29 protein-coding genes are annotated in these 25,224 nt (G+C 51.2%); 2 read left to right on the forward strand and 27 right to left on the reverse strand.

What is annotated here, in order from left to right; genetic code table 11:
• Nucleotides 1-67 precede the first annotated feature (67 nt).
• Both OLTU_RS27215 and OLTU_RS27220 read right to left on the reverse strand, forming a co-directional pair.
• On the reverse strand, nt 68-1,276 hold the full coding sequence (locus OLTU_RS27215) for a hypothetical protein (RefSeq protein WP_141735875.1): 1,209 nt from the start codon (nt 1,274-1,276) through the stop codon (nt 68-70).
• A gap of 47 nt (nt 1,277-1,323) precedes the next feature.
• Nucleotides 1,324-1,905, reverse strand: a complete 582-nt coding sequence (locus tag OLTU_RS27220; protein WP_141735876.1) for a PilZ domain-containing protein — start codon at nt 1,903-1,905, stop codon at nt 1,324-1,326.
• Nucleotides 1,906-2,090: 185 nt separating this feature from the next.
• Between OLTU_RS27220 and OLTU_RS27225 the strand changes: the two genes are divergently transcribed.
• Entirely contained in the window at nt 2,091-2,660 is a 570-nt protein-coding gene (locus tag OLTU_RS27225; RefSeq protein WP_141735877.1) for a hypothetical protein, read from the forward strand.
• A 450-nt stretch (nt 2,661-3,110) separates the two neighbouring features.
• Here OLTU_RS27225 and OLTU_RS27230 read toward each other — a convergent pair whose 3' ends face one another.
• The 22 genes from OLTU_RS27230 to OLTU_RS27330 form a co-directional block, all read right to left on the reverse strand.
• On the reverse strand, nt 3,111-4,232 hold the full coding sequence (locus OLTU_RS27230) for a tyrosine-type recombinase/integrase (RefSeq protein WP_141735878.1): 1,122 nt from the start codon (nt 4,230-4,232) through the stop codon (nt 3,111-3,113).
• Nucleotides 4,233-4,469 carry a helix-turn-helix domain-containing protein gene (locus OLTU_RS33305; RefSeq protein ID WP_369696393.1) on the reverse strand — a complete coding sequence of 79 codons (237 nt, stop codon included), beginning with the start codon at nt 4,467-4,469 and terminating at the stop codon, nt 4,233-4,235.
• A gap of 94 nt (nt 4,470-4,563) precedes the next feature.
• Complete coding sequence (locus tag OLTU_RS27240) at nt 4,564-5,457, reverse strand: phage late control D family protein (RefSeq protein WP_141735880.1); 894 nt, start codon at nt 5,455-5,457, stop codon at nt 4,564-4,566.
• 107 nt (nt 5,458-5,564) lie between these two features.
• Nucleotides 5,565-5,828: a tail protein X gene (locus OLTU_RS27245; RefSeq protein ID WP_141735881.1), complete on the reverse strand. Its 264-nt coding sequence runs from the start codon at nt 5,826-5,828 to the stop codon at nt 5,565-5,567.
• A complete protein-coding gene (locus OLTU_RS33310; RefSeq protein WP_176737011.1) occupies nt 5,809-6,162 on the reverse strand; it encodes a phage tail protein in 354 nt (117 codons plus the stop codon). The genes OLTU_RS27245 and OLTU_RS33310 overlap by 20 nt, the downstream gene beginning before the upstream one ends.
• Before the next feature lie 71 nt (nt 6,163-6,233).
• Nucleotides 6,234-9,488 carry a phage tail tape measure protein gene (locus OLTU_RS27255; RefSeq protein WP_141735882.1) on the reverse strand — a complete coding sequence of 1,085 codons (3,255 nt, stop codon included), beginning with the start codon at nt 9,486-9,488 and terminating at the stop codon, nt 6,234-6,236.
• Between the two features lie 219 nt (nt 9,489-9,707).
• Nucleotides 9,708-10,028, reverse strand: a complete 321-nt coding sequence (locus OLTU_RS27260; protein ID WP_218110300.1) for a hypothetical protein — start codon at nt 10,026-10,028, stop codon at nt 9,708-9,710.
• Between the two features lie 108 nt (nt 10,029-10,136).
• Nucleotides 10,137-10,652 carry a phage major tail tube protein gene (locus OLTU_RS27265; protein WP_141735884.1) on the reverse strand — a complete coding sequence of 172 codons (516 nt, stop codon included), beginning with the start codon at nt 10,650-10,652 and terminating at the stop codon, nt 10,137-10,139.
• 52 nt (nt 10,653-10,704) lie between these two features.
• Nucleotides 10,705-11,802 (reverse strand): collagen-like domain-containing protein, encoded by a 1,098-nt coding sequence (locus OLTU_RS27270; protein WP_218110301.1) that lies wholly within the window; start codon nt 11,800-11,802, stop codon nt 10,705-10,707.
• 225 nt (nt 11,803-12,027) lie between these two features.
• Nucleotides 12,028-12,840, reverse strand: coding sequence for a phage tail sheath family protein (locus tag OLTU_RS27275; RefSeq protein ID WP_369696394.1), 813 nt, complete (start codon nt 12,838-12,840; stop codon nt 12,028-12,030).
• Nucleotides 12,837-13,232: a hypothetical protein gene (locus OLTU_RS27280; RefSeq protein WP_141735887.1), complete on the reverse strand. Its 396-nt coding sequence runs from the start codon at nt 13,230-13,232 to the stop codon at nt 12,837-12,839. The genes OLTU_RS27275 and OLTU_RS27280 overlap by 4 nt, the downstream gene beginning before the upstream one ends.
• A gap of 124 nt (nt 13,233-13,356) precedes the next feature.
• Nucleotides 13,357-13,761 (reverse strand): phage tail protein, encoded by a 405-nt coding sequence (locus tag OLTU_RS27285; RefSeq protein ID WP_176737012.1) that lies wholly within the window; start codon nt 13,759-13,761, stop codon nt 13,357-13,359.
• The gene (locus tag OLTU_RS27290; RefSeq protein ID WP_218110302.1) at nt 13,739-14,608 is read right to left on the reverse strand and encodes a baseplate J/gp47 family protein; all 870 of its coding nucleotides are present in this window, start codon (nt 14,606-14,608) and stop codon (nt 13,739-13,741) included. The genes OLTU_RS27285 and OLTU_RS27290 overlap by 23 nt, the downstream gene beginning before the upstream one ends.
• Nucleotides 14,608-14,919 (reverse strand): hypothetical protein, encoded by a 312-nt coding sequence (locus OLTU_RS27295; protein WP_141735890.1) that lies wholly within the window; start codon nt 14,917-14,919, stop codon nt 14,608-14,610. Before OLTU_RS27295 ends, OLTU_RS27290 begins: the two co-directional genes overlap by 1 nt.
• Nucleotides 14,916-15,104, reverse strand: coding sequence for a hypothetical protein (locus OLTU_RS27300; RefSeq protein WP_141735891.1), 189 nt, complete (start codon nt 15,102-15,104; stop codon nt 14,916-14,918). The genes OLTU_RS27295 and OLTU_RS27300 overlap by 4 nt, the downstream gene beginning before the upstream one ends.
• Nucleotides 15,105-15,737 (reverse strand): phage baseplate assembly protein V, encoded by a 633-nt coding sequence (locus OLTU_RS27305; RefSeq protein ID WP_141735892.1) that lies wholly within the window; start codon nt 15,735-15,737, stop codon nt 15,105-15,107.
• On the reverse strand, nt 15,730-16,101 hold the full coding sequence (locus tag OLTU_RS27310) for a hypothetical protein (protein ID WP_218110303.1): 372 nt from the start codon (nt 16,099-16,101) through the stop codon (nt 15,730-15,732). Before OLTU_RS27310 ends, OLTU_RS27305 begins: the two co-directional genes overlap by 8 nt.
• Before the next feature lie 93 nt (nt 16,102-16,194).
• A complete protein-coding gene (locus tag OLTU_RS32500) occupies nt 16,195-16,506 on the reverse strand; it encodes a hypothetical protein (RefSeq protein ID WP_218110304.1) in 312 nt (103 codons plus the stop codon).
• The gene (locus OLTU_RS27315; RefSeq protein WP_176737013.1) at nt 16,482-17,504 is read right to left on the reverse strand and encodes a major capsid protein; all 1,023 of its coding nucleotides are present in this window, start codon (nt 17,502-17,504) and stop codon (nt 16,482-16,484) included. Before OLTU_RS27315 ends, OLTU_RS32500 begins: the two co-directional genes overlap by 25 nt.
• Before the next feature lie 8 nt (nt 17,505-17,512).
• Nucleotides 17,513-17,908: a head decoration protein gene (locus tag OLTU_RS27320; protein ID WP_218110305.1), complete on the reverse strand. Its 396-nt coding sequence runs from the start codon at nt 17,906-17,908 to the stop codon at nt 17,513-17,515.
• Nucleotides 17,909-19,117, reverse strand: coding sequence for a S49 family peptidase (locus OLTU_RS27325; protein WP_141735895.1), 1,209 nt, complete (start codon nt 19,115-19,117; stop codon nt 17,909-17,911).
• A gap of 408 nt (nt 19,118-19,525) precedes the next feature.
• Nucleotides 19,526-20,932, reverse strand: a complete 1,407-nt coding sequence (locus OLTU_RS27330) for an HD domain-containing protein (protein WP_141735896.1) — start codon at nt 20,930-20,932, stop codon at nt 19,526-19,528.
• Nucleotides 20,933-21,861: 929 nt separating this feature from the next.
• Between OLTU_RS27330 and OLTU_RS27335 the strand changes: the two genes are divergently transcribed.
• Nucleotides 21,862-22,641 carry a S1 family serine peptidase gene (locus OLTU_RS27335; RefSeq protein WP_141735897.1) on the forward strand — a complete coding sequence of 260 codons (780 nt, stop codon included), beginning with the start codon at nt 21,862-21,864 and terminating at the stop codon, nt 22,639-22,641.
• Nucleotides 22,642-22,768: 127 nt separating this feature from the next.
• Here OLTU_RS27335 and OLTU_RS27340 read toward each other — a convergent pair whose 3' ends face one another.
• The 3 genes from OLTU_RS27340 to OLTU_RS32505 all read right to left on the reverse strand — a co-directional run bounded on the left by OLTU_RS27340 (nt 22,769) and on the right by OLTU_RS32505 (nt 25,223).
• Entirely contained in the window at nt 22,769-23,119 is a 351-nt protein-coding gene (locus tag OLTU_RS27340; RefSeq protein ID WP_218110306.1) for a hypothetical protein, read from the reverse strand.
• A gap of 438 nt (nt 23,120-23,557) precedes the next feature.
• Nucleotides 23,558-25,060 (reverse strand): phage portal protein, encoded by a 1,503-nt coding sequence (locus OLTU_RS27345; RefSeq protein WP_141735899.1) that lies wholly within the window; start codon nt 25,058-25,060, stop codon nt 23,558-23,560.
• A complete protein-coding gene (locus OLTU_RS32505) occupies nt 25,044-25,223 on the reverse strand; it encodes a hypothetical protein (protein ID WP_218110307.1) in 180 nt (59 codons plus the stop codon). Before OLTU_RS32505 ends, OLTU_RS27345 begins: the two co-directional genes overlap by 17 nt.
• Nucleotide 25,224 lies beyond the last annotated feature (1 nt).

The raw sequence follows: 25,224 nt of genomic DNA on the forward strand, positions 1-25,224 counted from the left end.
GTCGACTTGAGTTCACAGCGGACGGCTCATGAGGCCTGGGTGGTCTGCTGTGGACTCAGCGGACGGCTTACGACGCCTTTGCGGTCTGCTGCGTCCCCAGAAATTTCACCTGATAGATCACCCGAGTCTTATCGGTCTTGGCAAAACTCGGCTTCCGACCGCGTTTCGAGGAACGGAACGAATCCGCCTCTTCCAGCACCGATTCCACGTCCGAGGTATTGGCCATCTTCGCCACCAGGGACCGGAAGGAATCACGGATCGACGAATCGCGGACGATCATCGGCACGAGTTCCTTGAAGAAGGGCTCGCGTGAGAAGCTGGCCATCGCACCGAGGATCTCACGACCGAGTTCACGGTGATCGACTTCCGCCACCTTCTTCAGCAAAAGAGCCAGATGCTGCAGATAGGTCTTGCGGCAGATTCGGGCTTCTTCATCCGACATGGCCAGAAGATATTGGGTCAGCGCCTGGATGAAGAGTGCAAAGCGCTCGGGCTTTTTCAGAAGATAATGCTTCCAGGTCTCCTGCAGGATGGTCTGGGCATGATCATCGGCTTCCAGAATGTGCGGGATATTTTCCAGCAGAAACTGCAGAGCCACCGCTTCCGTCTTCTTATTGAAGAGCAGCGTGAAGAGATGTTCCAGAACCGTGTGACCGAAGCGGCCCATGATCCGGTTGAATCCGACCTTGTTGACCTTGCCCTTCTCCATGGTACCGAAGTAATGGAGCAGGCTCAGCCGAATGCAGTTGTCGTTGCTATTGCTAACCGACAGAAGATAGGTCGAGATTCGATCCAGAAGTCGGATCGCCGGCACACCCATATCACTGGGGTTTTCCTGCTGGAACTGGCGAACCATGTTGCCGAGTTCACAGATCAAGGCCACCGCGATCGCGAAGATTTCCTCGGAATGCTCCGCATCAGAGACTTCCGCGGTGATCGCCAGTTCGACCAGAGTCGTACAGGCTTCGAGGCGGTTGGGTTGCTCGAGCACTTCCTGAAGGAACGCCACCAGGATATCCTCGTTCTGGCAGTTCGCGAACATGACGAGCAGGCTTTCAATGAGAATCTCTTCCGGCAGACGGCTTTCCACCCGCTCTGACAAACGACCTGCACAGTAGCGCACAAGTTCTTTTAACTGGTTGTCATCCAGTACTTTGCGCAATTGTTTAAAGTCCTTCCAGACCAGAAGGGCTCCCAGATCCACCAGGTGTTTGGCTTCCTCCAAAGATTCCACCGTTTTCCAACTGCTGGAATTTTCCTGGACAACTTCCGACATACCTCTCCCTCTCTCTCGACGTTTGCAGCGCCTCTAAATAGACTGCATCACTTCACAAAACGACCGCGATCCCCACGTCTGTTGGCGTCGTCCACCAACTGCTGGATGCTGGTCTGCGCCACCGGCTCAATTTTGGTAAATTTGAGTCCGTAGCCCACAGGAAAACGAGTGTCCGTATTGAAGCGAATGACGGAAGCTTCCGCGTTAAACGCCTTGGGAAGACCATCACAGCGCACGGACAGTTTCAACGATTCCCCGATCGTGAAGATCTGGTCACCTGTTTCCACAAAAATGCCACCGACCGAGATATTCACGCCCTGACCAATCGTCAGCTGACCGTTGTTATGCACCACCACGCGACCATTGATCGTCGCTCGTGGAGCGCCCTCAAGGCGTTTCTCGACCTGCTTCTTGTACTCTTCCTGCGTCAGCGGCGCAGAACCGTTGGGATTGGGAATCCCGAGGGCTTCATATCCTTCTTCAATGGGTCGCCAATCCTTCCAACCCACCTTGAAAATGTAGCCATCTTTGGCGATCATGTTATTCAGGAACAACTGTGAAACCTGTTGAGTTTCAAAAGGTCCCACCTGCTGTCCATTTTGGTAGAGATACCAAACCTGTTCGCTCATAGCGACTCCTCAAACACGGGCGGTGCCCGGCTTTGGGCACCCTGAAAACCCCCCAGGGAATAACGGTAGGGCCATGAAAGGGGATCGGCATTTTAGCCAAAGCGCTTTAGACCAAGCTTAAAGTTACAGAAAAAGTGGTCGGAATGTTGGAGACTTACCATATATCATTAAGATGGAGTGGAAACATGGTGCGAGGCGGTTTTGCCAAGTTTTACCAAATGGGCTTAATTCTGCTCCTCATTTCGGGATCCTGGATGGGGTATGCCGCAACGCCTTCCAGCTGGAATTGGACCCGGAGTCCTGAGAAAAAGGACTGGCAAATTTTCATGAAAATGAGCGAGGCCGAACATAACACTCTATGGAAGGGCCTCAGGGGCCACGGCCTGACCTTTGAGACACTGAGCTGGGAATGGCGAACGGGTTGGGTTCAGGTCTGCACACGCCGCTCCTCGCAGCTCTGCGCGCATATCCTGCAATGGGCTCTCTTCGACCGCGCGCTCGTCGTTCGCGCCGAATCCGCCAGTGCCATGGGCACACGCTTTGCCGGCACCGGCCACCCCCCGGCCCTGCGGCTCCTTGCCACAGCCTATGCCGTCCAGCAGAACAAGAAGGGCAAGGACCCCCTTTACGTCCAGTTCCGTATCCTCCATGCCATCCAACAAATCGGCGGCACGGAAAGCCGGACCCTGGGTCACAAACTGGCACACCCCCCCCCCGCCACCGCGCGCTACTGGACCCGCCTCGCCATGCGATAATGGCACCAACGCGGGAAAACCCCTGAAGGTGTTGACCAAAGGGGTGACAATGGATAGTATGCGGGCTCCAACGGTCGCGTAGCTCAGTTGGATAGAGCACAGGATTTGATAGCCGGGCCCAGGCCCAAAATAGGACTCTCATGATCGAAAGATGATGAGCTGCTCACCTCAAATTCGGGGAACCCTTCGGACCCATGTCCCTGGCAATCCCGAGCCAAGCCTTGGCAACGAGGAAGGTGTAGAGACTAGACGGGGTGCACCTAAGTCTTCGGATACGGTGAAGGTATAGTCCAGACCACGAACCCTTCGGGGGCGACGAAAGTCGAAGTGTGTACGCTAATCCTGTGGTCGCAGGTTCGAATCCTGCCGCGATCGCTCTCTAACCAACTAAAATCACTTAATAATCTGCAGTAAAAAATTCCCGAGGGAACAAAAAGGGAACACCCCGTTTTATGCATGCCTCAATTCAAGCTGCTCGAACAGCTCATTTGCATTCTTTGAGGGTGTCAAAAATTTCTTGCTGCTGATACCTTTCACGCCCAACAGAATATCAGTGACGCCATCCAAATGATCTGGTGCCAAGTGCATGTAGCGCATCGTTGTATCTATATTGGCGTGCCCCAGCAGCTCCTTAATGACAAACGCACTTACCCCCATCATTGCAAGATGAGAAGCAATAGTGTGCCGAAGATCATGGAAAGTGATACGCGACACCTGCGCTGCACGCATAGGCGCTTCCATCTTTCGCTTGACTATATGGTGGTAGTCATAGGGCAAGACAGGAGCATCCATTGGCAGCGCCGCCCGCTTCTTAAGAATGTCAAAGACAATCTGATTCATCGGAATACGGCGGATCTTCTTGCCTTTTGTGAACTCTTGCAATTGGTGGGTTTTCTCGCACACTTTCCTTTTGACGATGATTTGCCGTCTTTCAAGGTCAATTGCGTTCCGCAGCAGGCCTTCCTGTTCGCCTTTTCGCAATCCGGTGTTGAGTGCGAATGCAACTATCTCGTAGAGATCGTGATCATTATCCTTTGTCCAGCTTAGAAAACGATCTCGCTCTTCAAATGTCCAAAAGTCGAAATCTTGCTCTGGCAGGCGTATTAAATCGACGCCGCTAGCAGGGCTGGTCTTTAACATGTCCCACTTCACTGCATCATTGAAAATTTTCTTAGTCAGCCCAGTGATATTATTTATGGTCTTCGCACTTAACCTTCCCTCCGCTGTCAGGGAGCCTTGCAGCTTAACCACGTCATGCTTTGTAACTTCCGCCAAATCCATCTTGCCCCATCGCGGGAGCAAATAATCGCGCAGTACCTGACGGTCATTGATTACAGCAGCAGGCGTCTTATGAACCTGTGCATGGTCATGCAACCACGTTTCTACAAACTGTGAAAACTTTATCCCAGTGCAATAGGATCCTGCTTCGGCTACTGTTGGCTTTATGCCAACAGTCAATTTTGCCTCAAACAGGTCTGCATCAACTTTTCTAGGAAAATTTCGCGACTGCATCTTTCCGTTTTCACGCCAACGAACTCGATAAGTACCGGCTTTAGTCTTGTGGATGCTCATCTACATTCCTTTCGATTCGAGCCACCGCAAAACCATTCCCCATCGATACCTGACTTGATGGCGAAGCTTCACCATCGTTTCAGGTGGTAATACTCGCTCATATCGCCACTTTCTGACTGTCTTCACCGAGATACTCAGCCTTTCAGCCAAATCATCGGCAGTCAGTAGTTGATCATGTTCTAAATTGTCAAAGAGCGTACGTCCTTTGGGTTCTTCTGTCATCTGCTTGGAAGACATCGCCTTCCGACTATATGATTTATTGATTAATTCAGCCTTTGCAATAGGACTTTTCAATCATTCCCCCTGTCAAATTTTGCAACTTTGAGTGATTTCAATCTGAATCGCTTTCTGATTCAGTTGATAGGTATTCGATAGATTCTTTATTCCCATCTACTTCACAAGCCCCGATGCTCAGAAAGCCTCCCTGATCGAGCACATGGTCGACACTCTTTACTGTCCATTCCCCATCGACCCCCTCGCGGGCACCTTTTGCGAATACAATGCGTTCCGACGCGATCTCAGGATTTCCAGGAACAGTCCAAGAAAAGGTCCTTCCTTCTCGCACAACCTCGCGAAACTTTGTCTCGGCTGCACGGCGAGCAGCGTCCGCAGATCCCCTGTTGAAATCGAGATCGAGTACAACACCCTGTTTCCCAACCAAAACATACTGCTTCTCAGCTGCTGCTTCGTCCCACCAATATGCGCGGACGCCGCTATATTTTTTTGTCTGATCGCCCGAGTATTCCCACCGGACGAAATCTGTCAACACGATCGGGCTGAATGATTCCCCGCTGGCCTTCTTCCCCCTGCTTGTGCTTGTAAGCGACAGGTGTCCTGACGAAACTTTGACGACCGCATCATAGCGTCGGCAAAGGCGGGTAAGAAAGGCGATATCTGATTCCGTCTGGTCTTCATGCTCAATCCTAATCTCAGAAAATTCTGACGCGACTGCAGGCTTGAGGCCGTTCCGCCTCGCAATCGTTGAGGCGATGTCAGCCAGGGATACTGAATCCCAACCCTGCGACTTCTGGCTCTTTAGGCTCGCGTTCTGCTCGACGGCTGCGCATTCGATCTTCAAGATTGGCGGCGACCTTGAACACGAAATGTGCTTCACCGCGTATGATCCCAGGTCGACAAGCTCGTCCTCATACCCCATCGCGACATCAAAGACCTGACCGTCCGAAGGCCAAGCAAGCGGTGGATCGTCCACAAGCTCAAGGCACATGGCATCGCTCCTGATTCCGCTCGCGTCCCTTACCGATAGCCTGATCAGACGATTTCTGATTGCTTCTGTGAGATCCTTCCCTGCAGTCTTGATCCGAAAATTTGGTTTCAATCAAAAATTCTCTCGGATTTTGTAATCTCTGTCGGGCGCTGCAGGTCCTGCAGAACGATGAACTCAGGCTTTGTCAACATGCTCACCCGTCCAAAGTTGTCGACGAGAGGCGTGGCTTTCCCCTTGTCATCAACCAGAACCATCGACAGAATTTCCCGATTGGCTGCGATAACCGCCTCGAGGGCGCCGGGCAGTTCCCCATACTCCCGCCAGCAGATCTCATCCAAATCATCTCCATCCTTAAGTTGCACGCTGCGCATAAGATTCCAACTCGATCGTGAACTCGATCCTTCTCGGGACGCCGTCGCCCCAAAAGATCGAGCGGTTCTCTTTGATAGATTTGATTTTCCAAAATCCCATGTTCTGCCCCAGCTGAGTGTCTGCATAAACCAAGCGCTGCGGTTGCCCCGTGGCGCCCAGATCCCGAAGTTGCTTCAGGTGATCCAACTTCCCAGAGAATTCAGGGTATAGAACCCCACTCAGAGTCAGCTTTTCCTTGTCCGGCCCTAGAAACGATGAAATCGGATGGAACCCAATGGGTTCCTGGTCGGCCCATCGGAATGGTGTCTCGCGATCAACCCTGTCTGGACTCAAAGTCTTGAGCTTGAATGTGAACGAACCTAATCGCGCAAAAACCTGTTCCTTGAAAACCGGGATGATATCGATTAGCTCACCACCACCGGATCAAAAAGGTCAAATGATGGCAAGTTTGAGAAGGCCGAGCGCACCTCACCAACCAGGCTCTGTGCAACCTGCTTTGGAGCGGCATTCCCACCCTCGACACTGATCTGTGCGTTTACGGTAACAGCGGCCCGCTGCGAATAGGAGCGAGTGGAACTGGCCGCCGCCATTCTTGTGGCTTCCGGAAGTCGAGGCGTATCAACTTTGAACTTTTCTGTCGAAAATTCGATCGGATTGGATAACCATGAGCTGCTTTTATTTGAATCAAGATTATCGGTTTCTCCCTTGATGTTTACCTTGGCATCTAACGGGAACAGCTTCTCAATATAGGGTTTCACCTTCTCATAGATTCCCTTAAAAAAGTCCACGATTGGTGACCAGTGCTTGATCATTGCAACCAGCGGCACCCAATCAAAGTATTTCATAATAAAGTCCCAGGCAGCCTTGAAGGCAATTCGCACGTTTTCCCAAATTTTTGAAAAATAAGTTTTTGTGCTTGACCAGAGAGAAATCAGCTTCGGCTTGATTGTGTCCCAGTGCTTGTAAACATAGTAGGCGCCCGCTGCAAGAAGCGCCACGGCAGCGACAACACCCAGAAGGACCGGGTTTGCTGCAGCAAACGCCATCATCGAGGTACGAACGGCGGCGAAGACATTGCCGATCCTGGGACCCCAGCTGAGGATAGCAGGTCCGGCTTTCTTGAGGACACCCCAGGCACTGGTGCCATGCTTCATGAGAAAGCCACCAGCCTTTTTCCCTGCGCGCCAGCCCTTCTTTCCGCCTATGCGTGCTATCCTGTATAGTTTACGGGTTCCGGACTGTTTATCGAGAAGCTGACCTTTGACAAAGCTGCCAGCGTTCCAGACTTTCATAACTCCTGACGCTATGCTGAGAAGACCCGAAAGCGAGTATTTTGCCAGCCCGATCGCTGCATTGAAGGCAAACACTCCGCCCACAACAACCATGATTTTCTTGACCAGTTCCTGATTTGTCTCCAGCCATTTGCCGAAGCCTTCGCCAATAGGTTTGAGCCATGCACCCAAGTCCTTGAGCATCGGAAGAACGGAATTTCCTATGGCAATGCCGGCGCCTTCGATATCCCCTTTGAAATCCTCCCAGGCTTTCCGCGCTGATCCGCTCAGCTCTTTCCTTGTCTTGTCCACCGAGTTGACTTTGCCAAGTGCCTGGACCAGTTTGTCTGAGTTCGGGCCTGCCTTTTGAAACTCCTTGGCCAGCTCGCGAACCTCATTGCGGGTACGCGAGAAGAACAGTTCGACGTATTTGAGCTGCTCATTCTTAGGCAGCTTCGAAATCGCGGCTGATACTTCTGCTGTGAGGTCTTCCTTGGATTTCACGCCGCCTGCATAGGAATCAAATGGGCTAATATGAAGTTTTTTGAGCGCAGCTTCGGCCTTGCGACCAGTAACATTAAGTTCTTCTTTTTTTATATCGGCAAGGCTGGGTTGAATCTTCAGCGACTGATAAACGGTTTGAAGTTTGGTTTCAAAATCCTTGCCTTTGGCGTTGCTGAATGCTTTGGCCAGGACTCCAGTCATGCCTGTCTCGGACAGGGCGCGGTTGAATTTGACCCCAAGACCTTTGGCAACTTCCTTCAGCTGGCTATCAGGCATCTTAACGAGGCTCTTTCCAACCAGGTTGAATGTGGGTGCCAACTCGTAATTTTTGATCTCTCGCTGTAGCGACCCTGAATACTCAGCTCGACCAAGGGCAATACCTGTGGCTGCATGCTCTTCGCCTGCAAAAATCTTCCAGGCTTTCGCACGTTTGGAAGAACCGGCGCCTTCGAGGGCAAGGTTTATATCGTGGATGATGTCCATGACATTGCGCATATTGCCGGCTGCGTCTTCAGTCGAGATATTCATTTCCTTGAGCAGCTTCCTCGCAGCTGCTGGTGGCGCTGAAAGTCGAAGGAAGAGTGTCCGCAGCCCAGTACCGGCCTGGCTGCCTTTTATGCCTACATTGCTCAGTATGGATGACATGCCCGAAACCTGCTCCAGGCTGGCTCCAACCGCAGCGGCAACAGGAGCAACATATTTCATGGTTTCCCCGAGGGTCTCCAGACTTGATGCAGATGACGTGAAAGCAGCCGTGAGGACATCCCCTACCCGCCCCATTTCCGAGACGTCCAAATTGAATCCGCGAAGCACGGCTGCCGATATCTCTGCGGTGGTTGTCAGACTACTCATGCTCGCATCAGCGAGCCCGAGAAGGTCGGGCATCATCCGGAGGATGTCATTGGTCTTAAAGCCGGCTGTGGCCAGCTCATTTTGAGCCGAGGCGACCTGCGTCGCTGAGAATATGGTTTCAGCGCCCAGCCGCCGAGCCTCTGCCGTGAGCTGCCTATACTCATCTGCATTGGCACCAGCCATGGCTTTGACCCTGATCATTGCAGCTTCAAAGTCTGCGGCTAGCTTTATGGGCTTGATGAATGAATACCCAGCTACAACAGCGTCGGTGAGGTGGGTTCTGGCTTCGGAACGCAAAGAGCCGGCCTTCTCAGATATCATCTGCTGGCGTTCAGCCGCAGCCATCTGACGGGACCTTCGGGCTATGGCCTGCTCAAGCCTTTGTTCAGTTCGGACGAGGTTCTCAGTGCCATGTCCAGCCTTGTTTAGACTCTCGGTGTAGTTCCTTGCTCTCTGTTCCGTGCGTTCAAGTTGCGTTTCAGTTGCCTTGAGCGCGGACTCGTGGCGCCTTTCTATGACAGCGAGCTTTTCAACACTTCTGCCGTCTTTTCCTGCCTCCCTTGCGTGGGCGGCAAGCGCACCTTGATTTGACACCAGTACGGCCTTGGTCTGCTCCTGAGCCTTTTTAGCCTCGTCGGTTTTCTGCTTGAGGTATGCAACCCGCTTGGCGAGGTGATCGGTTGGACCCTCAGCGGCCTTCAGCGAGGCTTTGGCCTCCTTCAGTTCCCGATTGATTTCCTTCCAGGATGCCCTGGCCCTATTGTTGGCCTCCTTAGCAGCCAGCACCTTGTCCTGATGAGCCTGAAGCGCATCCTTCGCGGCCAGCGTAGCAGCAGCAGCCTTGTCGTATTCGGCTCTCTTGGTTCCAATGGCTCCAGTGAGACGATTGATCTCCTCCCTGGCCTGCTTCAGACCCTTCAGGTCATTCGCCGATGACTTAAGACCTTTCAGGGTGGAACCAAGGGATCTGATTTTTTGATCTGCGGAGGAAAAGGTACTTTTGAATGCGCTATCGAAAGCAGCGCTGATCATTACACTGACTTGTTTATTACCCAGGCCGGATGGCCTCCCAACTGCCGGATTGTGAAAATTCCTGACCGCTCATTCGCTCCGTGATTGCTTCACCAGGGTCATGGTCGGTACTTTCATCGCAAAGCGCTTCAAGCCAGGCGTCGAATTCCGTCATGGCCATGTCCAGCGTTTGAGTCGCACTAAACCCATAACGCCGATACATGACCGCGATCGCACGCCTTAGCGTCGTGACGGGATCGACGGCCTGGGCTTCCCCTTTTTTGGGGGCTGAGGTCTGCCTTGACGCCGAGCATATTCGGTTGTCACCTTTTCAATGTGCCGACCAATAGGGATCTGATCGTCGAGCGAGATTTCCGGGACCGCTTCTTGAGGCAGATCTTCGCAAAATGAAGCCATGAGGATTACGGAAGCACGCGCTTCAAGGTCCTCATCGACGTCATCGTCTTCGCCTTCATTATTTTGTTCAGCGCCCTCATCGGAAGCCGCACTTTTACGCAGCTTTTCCACTTCGGCAAAGGCAAGCTGATGACGGGTTTTCATATAGTCAGAGAGGCGAATTGTTCGGAATGTCTGACCATTGAGTTCAATCGGAAACACGAGATTATATATCAGTCTAGGACTCTCCTTTTTGGAATGAGAGGGCTCAGGTCAGCCGAGATTCAATCGCTGACGAGCGGAAGCATGCTGATCGCTTGGGCCAATTAACTGGACGCCGTTGACAATATCGATCGTGAGAAGCGGGACCAAACCCCGAGTCATCAGCCAGCTTTGAACAGCCATTTCCACAGTCTGGGTGGACGATTTGATATCGCCAGCTTTCCATGTTCCGGGATCTACGGTTTTCACCCAACCGCGAAGGATACAATCCATGCCATCCGAAGAGCCGTCCTGGCCCTTCATAAATCCGGTGATATTGGCTGTCATGATCCCCGAGAAGTTGATGCCGGCGCTGAGGTAGCCTTCAAGCGTCTGTTCCCCAAACTTGAAAGTGCATTCGAGCTTTTCGAGACCGACTTCGATTTCGAGAGGAGCGGACATACCTGCCCCTCGCCATTCTTCAGTTTTGTATTTTAACTTTGGTAGTGTTACCTCTTCACAGATGCCACTGAAATCAGAAATGCCGAAGGTAACATTGAAATTGTGCAGGAACTTTGGAAAACGCAATCAGATCCCTTTAGAAGTTGATAATAACAGAGCAATAGACAGGGCGCAGACGTCATGTTTTGCAACACACAGCCGCTGCCATAATCGTGGTGCTTGGGCTTGTTGATCCTTTCACCTTCCATATACATTGGTGAAAGTTTTCCTCTGGGAATGTAATTGATGTCTGTAAGTAGATATCTTCACCGTTATCACTTAAGTAACATCCACCGCTCACCATTATCTCGCCAGCTTGGCATTCAGCGGAAATTGTGCTGGATGTTAGATTTATGGGCTGCTGATATTGGCGAGACTGACAGGATGAAAAACTTCCTTTATCACCTTTTTCCCCTTTGAGTTTATCGAGCGCGTATCTCGTGGATCCACACACAATCTCTTTTCCGATGATTTGGCAGCCGTCGCCTTTATCACCCTTGAGCAATGAAAGCGGATATCTGGTTGTTCCGCAGACGATGTCGGTGTCGAAAATCCTGCAGCTGTCTCCATTCTTTCCATCCGAACCTTTAAGATCGGCAAGGGGCTGTTTGGTGTCCCCGCAGACAATGTCGGTGCCGATAATTTTGCACGATTCCCCATTTTTGCCATCGACTCCGTTCCTGCCGTCTGTTCCATTCCTGCCATCGGTTCCCTTGAGTTCGGCGAAGGGCTTCTTCGTATCACCGCAGACGATGTCCGTTCCAACAATCGTGCAGGGCTCTCCATTCTTCCCGTCGACACCGTTTCTGCCATCAATACCCTTCAGGTCGGAGAGCGGGAGCGTGGTATCGCCACAGAAAATGTCGGATCCGACTATCTTGCAACTTTCGCCGTTCTTGCCATCGATGCCGTTTTTGCCATCGGCTCCCTTCAGATCGGCGAGAGGCTTCCTTGTGTCCCCGCAGACAAGGTCCGTTCCCTCAATCCTACAGCTCACTCCATCTTTGCCGTTGGTTCCATCGCGACCATCGACTCCATTAACGCCGTCCTTACCATCGCGACCGTCTTTGCCGTCGAACCCGTCCTTTCCATCCTTGCCATTCTCTCCCTTGAGGCCTGTTGGATCTCCGCGCCACGTCCCTGAGGCATCAATGACTTGACGGCTGCCAACATAAAGGGAGCCGACTTTGGTCGGCGCTGTTATGTTTACTGCTCCGGTCTTATTGTTGATGATCACGGAAGCCGGGCAAGTCGCTTTCGTACAGTTGAACGGGGCGTTGCGGTTTACCCGCAGAACGAGGTCTGCATCTCGGGTGGTATTGCTGATGTTGTCGAGGTAGTAGATGGAATCAAACTTCGGGTTTGTGTCTTCCGAAAAGATTGGTTCTTGCTGTTGTGCAGCGACGGCAGCGGCGAAGGAGAGAGGAATTGCAATCAGAATCAGTCGAATTGAATTTATAGATTAGGCTCCAATTTTAGTGAGATAGGAATCAGTGATTTCTTCGATGAAGTACAAAGTTTCGGCGACTGGAGTCGGCGTGAACGAATACCTCCAGTAAACTTTTCCCTGGAAGAGGTTGGCGGTTGTGTTCTGCTCGCCGTCAGGAACACAGTCTCCGCCCGCAATTGCCCCTTTACTCTTGAGATCGTCGAGATATGTCTTAACGCTGTTCTGCACAGCCTTCAGGTAGTTGGCGGTGATGCCCTTGGCTACTGCCCATCGATGACTCGAAAGGATCGCTTCGCGGATTGCGTCGGCAATTCTGACCTTTTGAATCTGATGGGTTTTGAGGTTGGTGAAGTCACCTGCACCCCGTGCTCCCCACAAGCGAAAGCCGTCCTGCCTGACAACCGTAGCAACATGCTTCGAGTTCAGGAGTTGGCCAAGAGATGTAGCGTCATCCAGCGAAAATGATACTGCATATTCAGTTCCCAGGATTCCGTTGATCGGCTGGTTTGATGGACTTTCCCAGAAGTTAATCTTTGCCAGCACCCCGGCAGCGTAAGGGCTCGCCGGGACTGGTTTGATCTTGTCATCATATGAGACCTTTACTCTCGGCCAGACAAGATAGATTCTGTCGCTGTTGTTCATGGTCTGAAAAGCCAGGGCATCTTCACTTTTGCCCGGGACATCGAAGATCCCGATGGCACCCAGCTTTTTCGCAACGGTTGCCATCGCTGTGAAAAGGGAGTTGGCCGTCGTGTCTCTTGGAATATCTGCAGCTGGGGTTGCTGCGGGGTCAGTTGTCGTACTTGCGGCCGTTGTTTCGGCTATTCGTCACCTCGATTCCTTGAAGCTGTTGTTCGTACTCTATGGGCGTGCGAGTTGCTTGCCCGATTCAGCGGGTTCACCGGGTCCGTTGGGTTCACCGGGTCCGTTGGGTTCACCGGGTCCGTCGGATTGGTCGGCGCTGCTCTATCGTCTTCCAGCTTGGTAGCAATGAAGACTTTGGGTTTGTACCCAGTGATACTTTCTGCATCCAGCAGAGCTTTCACAGCGCTTTCCATGTCGCTATTGCTGGTGGATTTTGCTTTGACGAGGACAATGACGTCTTCAGCCTGGTCATGGACACCAAGCACAGCAAAATACAGCGAGCCTGGCTCTTTGCCCTCAGGTGGCTTCAATGCATCGAGGGCTTCCTTTTTCTTAAAGAATGCTTTTGGCACTTCATCCGTAAGGGTTGTTATGCCATCGGCAGTGCCGACGATGCCAACAATCGACTGGCTGGGGGATGTGACTGCGCGGATCTCGCCCGTGCTTTCCTGAATTACAATTCCATGAACATAAGAGTCAGCCGTACTTCACCTCAAAATCCTCGTGATAGATTCTCCTTAGTTGCCCACGCGCCTGGACGGAAACTGCCAGGGCGGCCTTGATGGCATCAATTTGCAGGTCTGTTGGGATCTCGCCTGGATCGACCTCATACTCATACCAGGACAGCCTGCTGAACTCGATTTTAGGGAAGCCTACCCATCGGAGCGCCATGCGGATCGAGTGCAGAGTCCCACGGGTTCGGATGAATTCAAGAGCTTCGGTCCTCAGCGTCTCTGGCTTGACTGCATAAGGCAAAAGTTCGATCAGGCCGTACTCCCAAAGTATGGCTTCCTGAATTTCTGGATCCGTCCTCAACCTCACATTCAACACTGGTTTCACATCGAATTCCGGGAAGACATTACGAATCGCGGCTTCGATCACTCGTGGCCTCAACATAGTTCAGCTCCAGCATTTTGATGGAAGCATATTGCTTATTTGGAACAATGGTATCGGTCACCGGGTTGGTCAGGATCACCGACTTGACCCCAAGCTGATGAAGTTCCTTCACGATCCAGCTTGTGGTTGGTTGCCATCCCAGTGCTAGCTCTTCATTCCATCGTTTTCTAAGTGTATCTTCAACCGTCGCCTTGTAGTCATTCGTGTACCCTGGCTTCAGGTAAATCGTCCCCTGAATTGAAACAGGGATGGAATTGGCCATCTGAAATGTCACTCTGTCGAGAACTGGCCTGACCATTTCGCTGTAGAAAGTTTCTGTGAGAGCCTCCAGGACCTTGTCGTTCAGATCCTTGCGATCCGTATTTGTCAGGATATGGATCAGGAGTTGACCTTCACCTGCAGACTCGACATAAGCTCCTCTGACTCGAGCGAGTTTGCTTTCCTTCCCTTCCTCATACCTCACCCGCCCGAACAGGAAGGTCAGTGCTTTGTACTGTGCAACTGTTCCAGCAGTGGAAACAAGGGATAGGCTGTTGACCATTCGCTCGACAAATTCCTCGTATGTCTCGCCAGGTCTGAGCTTCGATTTGAAGAGGATTTCAAGATCCTTGGAATACTTCAGCAGCTGCGCGTACCCGGCCTGTGAAATCCGCTCGGACCCGATCAGCTCGCTGAGGGCAATCTCGACGAGGATGTGATAGAGAGGGTCTGCGGGCGTTGGGGTTTTGAATTCAGGGACTTCCTTCTGGTAGTTCTCGGTGAAACTTTGCAGTTTTTTCTGAAAGGTTTCGTCAAACGAGATTGGTGTTACGATCGTTGGCAGATCTGCCATCAAACTCCTATTCGTATGTTTTGTGTTCCAACTGTGAAGGCGATTTCCAGCTCTTCACCGTTTCTTTGATTGACTACAGTTCGCAGGGTGGTGCCTGGAATTGTCCGTTCGATTGAGTCGGCCAGGTCCCCTGTCAGTTCCAGGACCGAGGCCTCCGTGATCGCTCGATCGAGTTGAGCGAGATAGGAAGTTCCAAACCAGCGAACCATCGGCCTGGATCCCTTCGGCGTTCGGACAGCGCGGCGGACGGCCTGCCTTAGCCATGTTTCTCCCTGGATCAGCGTCCCGAGGCGCTCATCCATTCCCATCATGTGACACGCCCCTCAACCAGAGGTCCCCCATTGGGTGTCGTGCCGGTTACGGTGGCGTAGGCCGTTATATGGTCACTGATGGCCTTTGCTACCGCCTCCCAGGCTTTCCTGGGATCTCCGGCTGCTCCGGTTGCTGCAGCATGCATCGCGTCGGCAAGCGCCTTTTCTGTGCCTTTAAGAGCCATTCAGCCGCCTACGGGGGAAGGTGGGGGACTGGGATCATCAGCCGCATCGGTGAACGAATCGAGGTTCTGGGTAATGGGAATCAGCTCAGTGGCTGCTGGCAGCAGTTTCTGTGGTCCCATCATCGTCGCCGTCTGTGACTGCGCGACAGACTTCAACCCCTGCGAGACGAGGGCGATGAGCTCGCCCTTCTCATTGCGAATGCTCGCCTTCTTCGTGTCAAAATCGATCCGTGTTGCCTTCACCCTTATGTTGAGATCCTTCTCCCGCTGAATAACCAAGGTGTTTGACTTTGTGTCATAGCTGCATTCGAGACCATCCGAGTACCGGGCCAAGTGCAGGTCCCCGGATTTCGAGGGCGCGGGCCTGGAGCCCGAGTAGATGCCAGTGAGCGCAAAACCACTTGCCAGCTCACCACCAGGGCTAAGGACCAGAACCTGCTCACCGATTTCCGGCGGATCCCAGCTGATGGTATTGCCAGCCCGGCGTGCGAAGTAGGATAGCCAGCCGGTGGTATGCTCGCTGCTCAGGCGGACCTTGACCTTTGCTTTGGCGTGGTCCACTTCCGCGATTGTTCCCGGCCGCAGGAGGTTTTCGAGTCGGCGCATGATGTCCGCGACGGCGATTTCAAGCATCCTGCTTGTCCCCGTTGATATAGACTTCGATGGGATTTCCTGGACCTGTTGGCTGCCAGGACGGCTTCTGATACCGAACGTGAAAGGTCAATTCCAAAGCAGCTAAGCGCTTCTCTCCGATCATTTCGTGGCCGAAGTCGATATCGTGCAAGACGCACTCGGCAACGGTCTTTTGAAAGCCTTCGTTCTGCTCAATCGCGGTGCGGATGCGCTCATATATCTCGACCAGGTCCGCTTCCGCATCATCGCCTGCGACGGTGCAGGCTTCGACCACAAACAAGACCTCGCGGAAGTCGTAGAGGTTTTTCTGCTCAAGGAGCATGTCACGGTGAAAGTAGACGTTCAGGCAAGGCAGATCTTCCATCGAAAGCCTGGATACTCTGGCGCTGAATCGCCTGAATTCCGGCATGGCTTTTTTCAGCGATTTCTCGAACTCCGATCGAACCTTGATAAGCACCTAGAAATTACGCTCCGATGTTTTTCGATCCACAATTCGCTCGAGATCGAGCTGCACAATACCGACGCCAGATAGTATTCGGGTTTTGATCGCATATCGCGCTCCGGTCCCGAGGTGCGTGACGATTGAATCAGCGTGAACCCCCTCAGCAGCGCTGGCATCCACCATGACCCGAGCGGCTCGTGTGATAAGGCCCGGGTCATTGGCAGGAGCGTTAGCATCCAGTTCAGTGAACACCCCTTTGAATTCTGTCTCAGGTGTACTGAATGCTGATTCCAGCTCCGGAATCATGCAGCCACGTCGACTAGACAAGCCGTATTCGGATCATAGGTCACAAGCAAGGGTGCGGATTGCAACATCACGAATCGCACGCTCGGGTCTTCGATCTCCCAGGACTTGGCAAAGATCGGCTGCGCTCTGAGGCCTGCCTTGAGATCAAGGATTGCCCCGAAATGCCTCACGCCCCTGATTTCGTCACAGGTGAAGAGAGCTTGCTTCGGTTTGATATAGAATTGACCGTCGTCCGATTTGCCTTCATGCACCCAGAAATGGACATTCCCATAATAGCCCTTGTAGATGAGCTGCTCGAAAGAAGACTCACCCGGAGTCTGCGGTATCGACAGCTCGGCGCCGCGGATGTATTCCGGAAGCATTTTTTGGATATCAGGACGGTTGCGGAAAATGTCCCATGCATCATAACCAAGGACACAGGTTCGCGGCCGCGATTGATTATTGTTCAGGCCCGCGACTTCCCGCTGAAGATCTTCCAGCCACTTCGTCATCGAGGGGATCGCAGTGTTATCAGCCCAGCCTTTCGCACCGAGTACCTTGGTGAGGTTTGAGTTGCGGCCGAAGTCAAGCAGCGCATCGATACCTTCTCCTTTGATTGTGAGTTTGCCAGACTTGACCACTTCAGCCGCCATGAGTTCCAGACGGTTTCTGTGACGCTCGTAAAGGCGATTGACGTCATGGAGCAGGGCCTGCTCTGCACGCTGCATTGGGGTGAGTTCGCCGCCAAACGCTTCGCCAGCGAGCCGATGAAAACCACGATCGGGTTTGAGATCGACCTTTTCCTTCATGTATGCGGGTTTAAAGGACTTGGTCCTGTAACCCTGGCTTCGAAGCATCGGTGCTTCGACCAACGGATGGACAAAGGGCATGATGCCAGCTTTTTCGCCATCGGCTTCATCGAAGAAAACTTCCTCTTTGTCACTTTGGACCTCAGTGGGAAAGTAGCGGTCCAGGAAATATCGGGATTTCGGTACAAGCTTTTCAACCAGGCGGTTGAGATAGTAAGTCGAGTAGATCAATGACAGGCTCAGTCTTCTCCCTTTTCAATGTATATCGATAGCAGTCGGAGTTCATCTTTGATGCCTTCCAGGGTGTGCCCGTTGCCGACTGTTAGGTCGAGCCCAAGAAAAGCACCGGCCAGATAGACTGGAGCAACGATGTCCTTGGTGGTCGCATCGACATCAACTTGCAGGATCGCGTATGGCTTTTCGCTTCCGTCTGCAATTGCTGTCTCATCGGCAGCCTTTGCTGCGCTGAGCACACATTTCTGTGATTCTGTTTTCTTGCCGAGGATCGAACCGGCGTTTAGGACCTGGCCTTTCTCAATCGTCACCGAGTCTCGACGTACAGGCCAATTGCCTTGATGAATAAATTCTGGTTTCCAGGATGAAACCTTTTTGAAGGACGGATCGAAATAGGGCAATCAGGCTCCTTTGAACTTCAGACCGGAACGCTTCGCAAGATCAATCGCGGCGTCCTGCTGGGCATCAATCTTGTCTTTTTCGGATGCATCAGCAGCCGGCATATCGAGAGCCACGAGCTTGCGATCGAATGTGAACCTGGGATCCTCCTTCGGCCGATGCTTTGGTGCTTCACTTCGTCTGGCTTCCAGCAGGATCTGGACGGCGGCATCCTGCGCGGACAAATTCTCTTTGTCAATAAGGCTCTGACAAAATTCGTCAGATACCTGCCCCTCTGCCAGCTGGCGAATCGTGGCCTCACGATCAACCTTGGCCTTTGCGGCTGCAAGCCCGCGCTGCACTCCGATCTCGATCAATTCCGCGGCCACTGCTGGGTGCTTTTCTGCAATGAAACTTGCAGTTATTTCCTGGGTCAATTTATGTTCTCCAGTTTGTTCAATGACGCCTTCGAGCGTCGAATTTCCATCGATCATGCCTCGCGTGGTAGCTTCCGCGCCGACGAATACTGCACCCTGCCCAAATCGGTCCATGACCACCGCGCGGCTTACGCCTCTATTCCGGGCGATTTTCTGTACGAAGACCTCCGCCAGCCCATCAATGACCCGCTGTACTTCAGCGGCGCCCGCCTCTGTGCCCGGATCCTGATTTTTCTTTGGGGATTGACTTGAGACGAACTTCAGCTCGCCATCGGTTTTGTCAGATCTAAGGACAGATTGGACTCCGATGCTGCCTATGATTGCGGAATCGGATGCGTAGACTTTGTCGCAGGCACTGGCAATCCAGTAGGCTGCGCTCGCACCGGTACCACCGATGTAAGCGATTATCGACTTCTGACCGCGAGCGGCAAAGATATGATCGGCCAACTCACTGCAGCCCGATGCCTCACCGCCTGGCGAGTCGATATCGAGGACTATGCTTTGGACCTTGGGCGAAGCGAGCATTTCGTGGAAATCCCGAAGGATGTTCTCGTAGCTGCTCGCCCCGCAATGGTCAACAAGGAGTCCAGCGCGCTTGAAGAGCGGGCCGCGCACCGGAATGATTCCCACTCCTCCGCGAATGCTGGACTTGACCAGGTTCCCTGGCCTCTCGCCGATTTTTTTCTCAAGTGATTCGATACCGCCGTGACTCTGGGCAATTGATACCATTGTTCCCAGCGCGGCCTCAGTGATGGCCCAGGCTGATTCGGTAACGTAGTTCAGAGCAAAGGACACGTTTAACCCCACAGTTAACACATCCAGACCATAACTCGGCGACAGCTGTTCTATCAAGGTTCTGGGCGTTTACTGAGCTGTAAACAGCACATCTAAATTTCGGTCAATCCAACTGAAGCTTTTCGCTGGCAAGATCTTGACGAAAATGCTAAAAGTGTCGCCCTCAATTTAGGGGCAAGACCAAGTATGCAGTCTAATAGAATCAGTGCCATACAGAGTGATTTCCGAAGATGGGACCAAATGACAGATACGCTGCTCTGCTCCGAAATCCTCAATGTGGTCAGGGAAGCAAAAAGCCACAATGGCTCCGCAGCAAGGTTTCTTTCAAATTCACTGGTACCTAGACATTTAGAGCGTTGGATGGATCAGCGCTTTGCTGATCCAGGGCCTATCGCGAGACTTCCTTTTTCAAGAAGCTTTCTTCATCAATTCTTGCTTGATTTGTGCCAAGCGTTCGGTGAATAGATCATTTCTCCACATCACGTCGCTCTTGAAGTTCTCTGCGCCCGCTACAATGGAAAGATCTTTCCAATTCTTGAATTCTCCCATTGACGCAAGTTTGAACTTTTCCGCAATGTAGATGACATTCACGTCCTTCACTATTTCTCTTTCTGGAATGGGAATTGTCACATATTTGGACTTTTGTGTTATTGTTTGCCTCATTTCTGCTGAGGCCAAACTAGATAATTCAAACGCGACTTTTGGATCTTCTGCCTTGCACTGCCTCGTGAAAATTTCATCTACAAATTTTTTCAGCCGCGCATCAAGGAACTTCTGCAGAAATTCAGACTCATCGAGCGTTCGGTGCGTCCATATATTCGTCTTCTGAACAAGTTCATCCTGCTGTAGTTTCAATGCTTCCGTGAACTCATACGATATTCGTAGTGCGGATGGATGATAGTAAAGAATCTTGTACAGAGAGTTAAGGTTCACAAAGAAGTGATCAATAATGTGCAGTGTTTTAATCTGAGAAACGATTCCAACATTAAATACCCCGTGACGTAAAGTCAAAACGGGAACCAATGATCTCAGGAATCGGGATGGCTCAATCTTCCCATAGTTTACGCCTGCCATCAATGAATCCCTGACCATGTAGTCCATTCTATCAACATCGAAGGGGCCACTGATAAATATCGACAGCAGAAGAGTAATGGCCCGCTTCTCTTCAAAATGGTTGCTCGTCAAATAATCTATGAGCATTTCCTTGCGGTACTTTGGATGAATCATCATCGCAATATCCTGAGTAGTCTCTTTGGAATAGCCTAATTCCCGTGCTATTTCGTTCAAATACAGGAGCGATATGTTTTCATGTTTGAAGGAATTGGATTCTTTAAGAAATTTTATGATGGTGAAGTCAAGGTGAGTAAGTTCTTCTTCTGCTTTTGCAAAAACGAAATTCTCCTTTTTAAGGAGCTTTGCATCCTCAAATGTATGGGAAAAAGGACCATGGCCAACATCATGAATGAGTGCAGAAATTTCGAAGATGTCGCGCCAGTAGTCAGCGTCTTTTGAAAGTTTCTCCATTGCTTTTCTTGTGGTGCCGATTTTGAGCGATATATCCCCGATATCCTCCTTGATGCCACTAAATCGATCCCAATCGATTGTGAGAAAATTTTCAAAATTCCTCTTGGCGAGGCAATATGCGCCCAAAGAATGTTCGAATCTACTGTGCTGCATGCCAGGGTACACCAAGTAGAGAAGTCCAGTCTGCTTAATACCTCTGAGTCTCTGGAAGAGAGGCATTTTGATGACCTTAGCGGCATTGTCTGAAATCTCGATATCACCGTGTATACTGTCTCTGATTAATTTCACCATCGAGGGCTCCTTGTTTCCAATTCATTGCTGACATCGGAAACCGAGATCGTTTCCTCAAGAGCATTTTATCTGCTAGTTATGGATACAGCAGGCATCACGCTGTATGTAAATTATTACTTCAAGGTCTAATTTTCCTCTATGAATATCATCTTTTCACTCTGCAATTCTCTCAAATGTTTATCAAAGTTCCTCCCCTGACCTTCTACAATCGAGCGTCGAGACCGGATTCCATTATTGATTTCGCATTCGTTGGATTTCGATTCCTTTAGCGAGTCAACCGACTCCATCGCAGTCCCGGTCCATTGTTTTGCGAGGTATGCCTGCCGGGCAAGCGAAATCATCGAACTCTGGCGCATCGAGCAAACCTGCGCGCACAGCACCGGTAATGATCTATTCTCAGACTATTTGCAAGGCAATCGAGAATGCGTGACGTTAACTGATAGCCTCTCAACCCAAGTAGTTCGCCCAACAATGCTCAAAAAAGGGATTTGTGCGCTTGAAAAGAGGACCGCGAACCGGAATGACGCCGATCACCTCACGGAAGCTGGGACTTGATCAAATTGCGTTACGTTTCGCCGAGTTTTACTCAGCGATTCGATTGTCCCATGGCTCTTTGCAATAGGAACTATGGTCTCAAGACTGACCTCAGTTATGGTTCAGGTGAGGACGGCTAGCTTATGTTGCCAGAAAACACTGTTTTCGAAAACAATGGTTCACATGATCAATTATTACTTTGTGTAAGAACCAGGTGACATCTCTGTCATCAGGCGTTAGCAATGTTGACGTCAATCTCGAGCAGACTCGTCTCTATCTGCTTGGAAAATCTGCTTATTCAGAGCACTCAAGAACGCCCCGATTTTTGCATTAATTGTAGAATGTATGCATGACTATCATTCAGCACAAAACTCTGATTCAGTTGGAGTGTCGATATGAAGCCGAAGGATCTTCTGGGATCTATTACTACTGGACTATGCATTTTATTTGTCGGAACTTACATCTATTTTTATAGAGATATCGAGGAATGGAAGACTGAGGCATCTAGGAAGAAATCTGACATTGCTTCTGAAAGCGACACTGTCGCACGTGAGAAGATCCTTTCACCTGACAAGGTTTGCTTAAGAGATGAAGATCAATGCTACCAATTAGAAGCCCATCGCGCAGTAAAAATTGTGGTAAAGGATAGCAATGGTCGATGGACTCATGGCTCCGGAACTATATGGTGGTCTGATGATGGAGCTGCCGTTGTCATTGTAAGCAAGCACCAGATTCGAGATGCAGTTTATATTCGTGATGAGACGAACGATCTTGTTGCCCATAACTACAGGCTTTCGAAAGTTGGAGATATTGGTATTGTGGCTTTTGGTCCCATCGAAGGCAAGGAATTTGAAGAAATTGAGTTTGCTACCTCCTATCGTCCTGTCGAATATGTAATATGGGAATATTCAAGAGATGACTTAGCTGGATTACGTTTCAGCCCTCTTCCTTGGCAGCAGCAAAGCAGAAGGAATTTCTTATTAGCGTACTTGAGTTCAAGAGCTGGGATGTCTGGGGGAGGAGTCTGGAATAGTTTAGGTGAATTTGTCGGCCCGCTTTCGGGCGGAAACGATGTGTTTGGAATATCAGCAATCTCTTGGGCTTCAGTACAACAAATGGGGGATTGGCGGCAAGAGAAGCTGGAGAATGTTCGTGATGAAATTGCAAGTGAATAAGCAATTTCCTCGTGCATTGTACTGTTCAGTTGAGACTTTATTTAAGCGAATGCAAATTATGTTATCTGCACACCCTATAGTTCTCAACAATAATTCCCATCGTAAGGTTTCCTGATTCTCATGCTGTTCAATCTCCTTTGCATTGATATTGATACATCCGAAGAGCTTTATATGCAGTTGCAAAGCCATTGCGATTGAGGTCGCGGAAGAATTCCTGTGATGCTTGGATTTGCAGAAGATTGACGAATTGTTCGCAAACGGGGCGCGACTTGAACCGAGCATATTCAACACAATTCTTTCCATTATCGCATTGCTCCATGACGACTTTTAGGTCATTTCCGAACGGGTAAACGGCTGTGGAGTATGAAAGCGTTGACGTAAAAAAAACAAATATTGCCAAGCTCTGGCTTTTCATACGGGCCTCATTATTGATAGTGGCATGCTTGATTACAAGAAGTGATTTGTGTTGCTCAAGCATCTATGAAATTCAGGAAACCTGTTTGTCCTTTTCTCTTCTGTGTTCCGCCTCGGCTTCAAGTTTGCCCTTGTTATACGCTTTCGATCCTGCTTTAATGAATTTTAGTAGAAGCACAACCCCTAGGGCCGGCATACCGAAAATCATAATTATCACACCAATTTCCATCGACCCCATAATTCCCTCTCGAAAGATAATGGGATATGCCCAATCATGGATGCAGTTTCGGTATTTTGCTGGACAAACTTCAATTTATCACCGGCTGCGTAGAAGTGTATCGGCTTAGTCAACATTGTCGCTAACATTCTGTCGCTTGGCAGGATTGGATGTCACATTTAATGTCGCGCAAGCGACTGCCGAACCGGAAAATGGAGAATTCGGCGATATTTCTTGCTATTTCGTATGATTTCAGAATCAGTGTTTTAATACCTAGAATTCGTTTTAGCCTTTTCCGGTATTCTGGCCAAGTAAGATTTCCTCGTTTCGATAATCTCTTAAATGCTTATCAAAATCACGTCCCTGGCTCTCGACAATTGACCTTCGAGATCGGGTGCCATTCTTTATATCAACCTCGTTTGCCTTCGATTCTTTCAACTGGTCGATCGACTCCATCTCAGCTCCAGTCCATTGGGTTGCGAGGTATGCCTGCCGGGTAAACGGATTATCGAACCCTGGTGCTTCGAGTAAACCTGCGCGGACAGCATCATCAATGAACCATTCCCAGACTGGCTTGCAGAAGGCTTCGATAAACCAGGATCGCCAGACCTTGAATGATTTCCAAGCTTCGAGAATCGCCCCACGCGCCGCAGAGTAGCTCGATTGGAAGTGCTGGGTATAGACCTCATACGGCAGCCCCAGGCCGATGCCGATTTGTTTAATCACTGCCTGGACAAACGGGTCAAAATTGGGGTTGGGTCGGCCTGGTGCGGACCTGTCCACCTTTTCATTTGGCAACAGCTCCACCATCATCCCTGGACCGAATTTCTCAGTGTGACGCTTCTGATGGGGTCGCAAGGCTTCGGGAATGGCCGATTTCTGGCGAGCGGAAACATCCGGGGTCTCGGTGGTTACAAAGACCGTATAGCACGCGTTGATTGCAGCAGCCAGGATCTCGGCTTCACTGTAATCAGTGAGCTGCTTGAATTTTTGAACAACCGGTGCTAGGAATGGCTCCCCCCTGCTCTGACCCGGCAATCGCTTGCGAAAGACATGGAGCGCGACCTGGATCCCTTCATCGTCGAATCTCGGCACCCGGACGGCCCCAGGTCCTACACGAATGCCTCGCGGCGTTGTTTCAACGTGATAAGCGACCGGTACACCAGACTTGTCGAATTCTACCCCTTCCCGAATCTCGACATCCCTGGCACTGGCGAACGAGGGATTTTGAATCCTGGCGCCATCGATGAGCTGGAGGCAGATCGGCAGGATCGCGCCCGGCCGCTCTCTGTATCTGCGAATCACGAGGCAGTCGCCATCCAGCATCGTGCTGCGGAATGCCTGCTGCTCTATCTCCTGCAGCGTCGACTGACCATGGAAATCCGCAGTGACTTTTCCCATGTGCATCTCAAACAGCTTTTCAGCCTTCCGCTCGAAAGCCCGGGCGGTCACCTCAGAGATGCCAGCAAGCTCGTGGTCGATGCGTGCCTGTGGACGGAGTCCATCGCCAATGACATTGGTCGTGTAATTTTCAATAGCACCGCGCGCCAGAGACTCGTTCCGATCGAGCTGCCGGCACTGGTCCCGAAGCGCGCTGAGCGACGGAAGCAGCGCCTCATCAGCGCTGGATGATGGAGGATTCCACTCCTGGGTGGCTGGGTTCGCCCGTGAGGTTGAGCGGTATGGGGCCTCGACCCTGGGATATCCATGGCTCGAAGAGGCCATGAACCGGCCAATAACGCGCTGGAAAAGGGATGGCTTCGTGAGCTTTTCAACCGCGAACGGCATGACTCACCCCTTCCCCGCCTTGTCGCCGAATGGCCATGAGGAGCCGTCGCCGTTCAAGATAGAGATCCTTGAGATTAGCGCGGTGAACGCGGCGCCGATCACCGCTCACTTCGATTTCAACCTGCTGGCCACCAGCTTCGATGGCTTCGATGGCCTTTTCCACC

This window comes from Oligoflexus tunisiensis (assembly GCF_001748245.1).
GTDB lineage: Bacteria > Bdellovibrionota_B > Oligoflexia > Oligoflexales > Oligoflexaceae > Oligoflexus > Oligoflexus tunisiensis.